The following is a 3,362-nucleotide window of genomic DNA, read 5'->3' on the forward strand; positions in this document are numbered from 1 at the left end:
CTTTTATATAAATCGAGAGCAGAATGATGTATAGTTAGAATGTCTATTCTTTCTGGATCAATTATTTTATAAATTATTCGGTAGTTTCCTTCAACTAGATCTCGAATATTTGTTGATTAATTTCTTCTGTAATTTTCCCTGAATAGATTTGAGATTTTAATATTCTAGTCCGAGTTGTTATTCTTAAAATTTGAAGTTTAGCTTACTTTTTTGAATCTTTTGAAATATATTCAGCAATATCCTGTAGATCATTTTTTGCCTGAACAGTCCAATTTATTCGAACCATTTGTCAATCTCGTTATTTAAGTCAGATTCGGAAATTATTTCTCCGTTCTCAGATTGTTTGTTTCCATTATCGATTTTTTCGATTAGGATCAATCTCTCAACAAGTTGATCAATTGAGAATTATTCTGGAAAACTATCTATCTGTTGTTTTAAAGTTGTCTTGGTCAACATAACTCAATTATTTATAATCCGAAGATACAATTTTATGTTCTTTACTGCTAACAAAATTTTATGCAAGCTAACGGATACGGTGTCGAGTAGACAAGGGGAATTCCACCCCAAGCCTCTCACAGAACCGTACGTGATAGTCTCCCATCATACGGCTCTTGTTATACAATCTAAATTACAAATTACCATATATATCCCACCTGCCAATGATAGAATAGTTTAGGATATTGTTCCTTAACCCTTTCAAACCATTGATAGGCACGTTTTATACTGGTTTTGTAACGTTTATACCTTTTTCTTGCCCATTTCACGATGCGATTATTCAATAACTTGAAGACTTTGTGCAGCATTGACCTTCTAAATTTACCATAGTAGTTCACCCATCCCCTAATCATTGGATTGAGGATGGTAGCAATTCCTACTATACGATCAGAAGTCATTCGCTCTACTTTCAGTTCTTCAAGTTTATCTGCAATTCGTTTCCTCGAACTTATACTTATGCCGCAATCAAAGCCAAGATAAAGTCCCTTTGATTTCTTCGATTTTGTAGTTCTGGGTTGGTAAGAATAACCCAGAAAATCAAACTTCACATTGGTATACTTTTCTTGCCTTCGGTAATCTCTACAGTATACAATTTTGGTTTTCTCTGGATGTAATTCCAGACCAATCTGTTGCATCCTGCTTTTGATAGCTTTAAGTGTTTGCTCTGCGTGCTTTTGACTTTTACAGTTCACAATCACATCATCGGCATAACGTGTGAATTTTACCGTATTGTCGTTCTGTTCCAGCCATTGATCTAAACCATAGTGAAGGAAAAGGTTTGCCAGTAATGGACTTATAACACCTCCCTGGGGAGTTCCTCTTCCCTGGTTAGAGACTAAATTTCCTGACTTTGTCATTACTGGACTTGCGAGCCAACGTGCTATATATAACCTAACCCATCTTTCGGGAACGTGTTTTTCTATAGCAAGCATCATTTTATGATGGTCAATGTTATCAAAAAAGCCTTTAATGTCCAGATCAATAACCCAATCCATTTTCCAACAGTTTTTCCTGACCTGTTCAATGGCTTGATGGGCACTTTTGTTTGGTCTATATCCGTAGGAGTTTGGATTAAATATATTTTCGAACCGGGGCTCTATGTACATTTTTACCACCATTTTGCCCTATTCGGTCACTTATCGTGGGAATCCCTAATTTACGGACTTTACCATCCTTTTTCGGGATTTCCACTTCTTTGACCGCAGGGGGGAAATAACTTCCCGATGCCATACGGTTCCAAAGTTTGTACAGGTTCTTTGATAAGTTCTCATGAAATAGCTCAATGCTTACCGCATCCATCCCTGCACTGCCTTTGTTGGCGCGCACTCTTTTATAAGCTTGCCATATCATGGCTTTGCTTATAGGTATTGATTTTGTTTCATTGCATAAAGTCATCCTCAAAAACTGAGTTGTTAAATGTAACGTAACTGTATAACCCAACCCCTTCGCTCCATTCCCATTACAGGAACTTCATCGATACTACGGGTTAGTCCGTCCCTGAAAACAGCATTGGTATTCTACCTCTAGGATGAGCCTATTGTGTATTTCCCTTAGTATCTATAATCAGGTTCCCGAGTTCCATAACTAAGCCTGAATAAGAGTCATGCCCCCTGAATGACGCCTGCCGTATAGCCAATAAATAGGTGATCGCTATACTCTTTAACCTCGTGCCATACTCCGTGGCTTTTGACAGGATGTAGCAACTTCTCGACACCTCAGAAGGGGTTCACTTTTGTTCATCTCTCTTAATCATACCTGACCAATTCTTGACTGGCCGTTTCCTAAACGCTCAATACCTTGGCTCTTTACCAAAGCACCTTTAGGTGGTTTAATGCCTTCTCCTATAAGACGACATTTGTAGGTCGGTTCTACCATCTTAATTATAGTTCACAATGACTATTTATTGCCGGTCATTGTTTGCTCGGCACACTATCGCAAGTTGCGGGATTGGAGACGAGGACTTGTCGGATTAATTATTTTCTTTTCTGGTTTCTAAAATTACACTTTTTCCGCAATACCCGTTATTTGCGATGAACCGATGTTGGCATTAGTACTTAGTCCACGAATGTTTCTTTAAGCACCTCTTTACACTTTTTGATTTCCGAGTTGGATAATGATTCAAAGATTTTTACAATTCTTTGTTTGTCAATTGTTCTTATCTGGTCAATTGCTATCATTCCTTTTTTTCCATTTGATTTTACCGGAATTCTTGTCGGATATTTTTTCGTATTTGTTGTCATTGGAGCAACAACAATTGTTCTTAAGTATTTATTCATCTCATTTGGAGAAATGATTACACAAGGTCTGGTTTTCTTAATTTCACTTCCAACTGTCGGATCTAGATTAACTAAAACTATATCGTATTGATTTAAATCCATTCATCAAAGTTTTCATCATCAAACACATCATTCATCAGAAGTTGGTCATCTTCATTTTTGGCCATTTTCTTAAATTTCTCTTCCCAATTTTTTCTTGGCGAATCAATCGGTCGAAGTATAATTTGACCTTTTTCTAAAATGAGTTCTACTTTATCTTTTATGTGATATTTTTCAAGAATAGTTTTGCTTAAACGAAGTCCTTTTGAATTTCCAATCTGTATAATTGAAGTTTCCATAACTTTTATTTTTGTAAATACAAAGTTATTACTTTAAATCAGATTTCAAAATAAAATTTCTCAATTGAAGTATTAATGCCAACGGTTACGATTAACCCAAGTTGCGGGAGTAGGGATTCGGATTTGTCAGCTTAGTTGTTTCCATAATTGGTCTCTAAAATACTCATTTTCGGTAAAATACCCGCTATTTGCTATAACCGTTGTACCTGTTGCACAAGTTAGCTAAAAGTGCTAATTTACTACATGCAAGGCA

4 protein-coding genes are annotated in these 3,362 nt (G+C 36.3%); all 4 read right to left on the reverse strand.

The window, feature by feature from the left end; genetic code table 11:
- Positions 1 to 635: 635 nt before the first annotated feature.
- Positions 636 to 1,613: a group II intron reverse transcriptase/maturase gene (ltrA, locus tag RM539_RS19605; RefSeq protein ID WP_311505116.1), complete on the reverse strand. Its 978-nt coding sequence runs from the start codon at positions 1,611 to 1,613 to the stop codon at positions 636 to 638.
- The gene (locus tag RM539_RS19610; protein WP_311505117.1) at positions 1,567 to 1,845 is read right to left on the reverse strand and encodes an RNA-dependent RNA polymerase family protein; all 279 of its coding nucleotides are present in this window, start codon (positions 1,843 to 1,845) and stop codon (positions 1,567 to 1,569) included. Before RM539_RS19610 ends, ltrA begins: the two co-directional genes overlap by 47 nt.
- 704 nt (positions 1,846 to 2,549) lie before the next feature.
- A complete protein-coding gene (locus RM539_RS19615; protein ID WP_031428532.1) occupies positions 2,550 to 2,873 on the reverse strand; it encodes a type II toxin-antitoxin system PemK/MazF family toxin in 324 nt (107 codons plus the stop codon).
- On the reverse strand, positions 2,864 to 3,109 hold the full coding sequence (locus RM539_RS19620) for an AbrB/MazE/SpoVT family DNA-binding domain-containing protein (RefSeq protein WP_026915895.1): 246 nt from the start codon (positions 3,107 to 3,109) through the stop codon (positions 2,864 to 2,866). Before RM539_RS19620 ends, RM539_RS19615 begins: the two co-directional genes overlap by 10 nt.
- Between the last annotated feature and the right edge of the window lie 253 nt (positions 3,110 to 3,362).

It is taken from the genome of Autumnicola musiva (assembly GCF_031846585.1).
Lineage (GTDB): Bacteria > Bacteroidota > Bacteroidia > Flavobacteriales > Flavobacteriaceae > Autumnicola > Autumnicola musiva.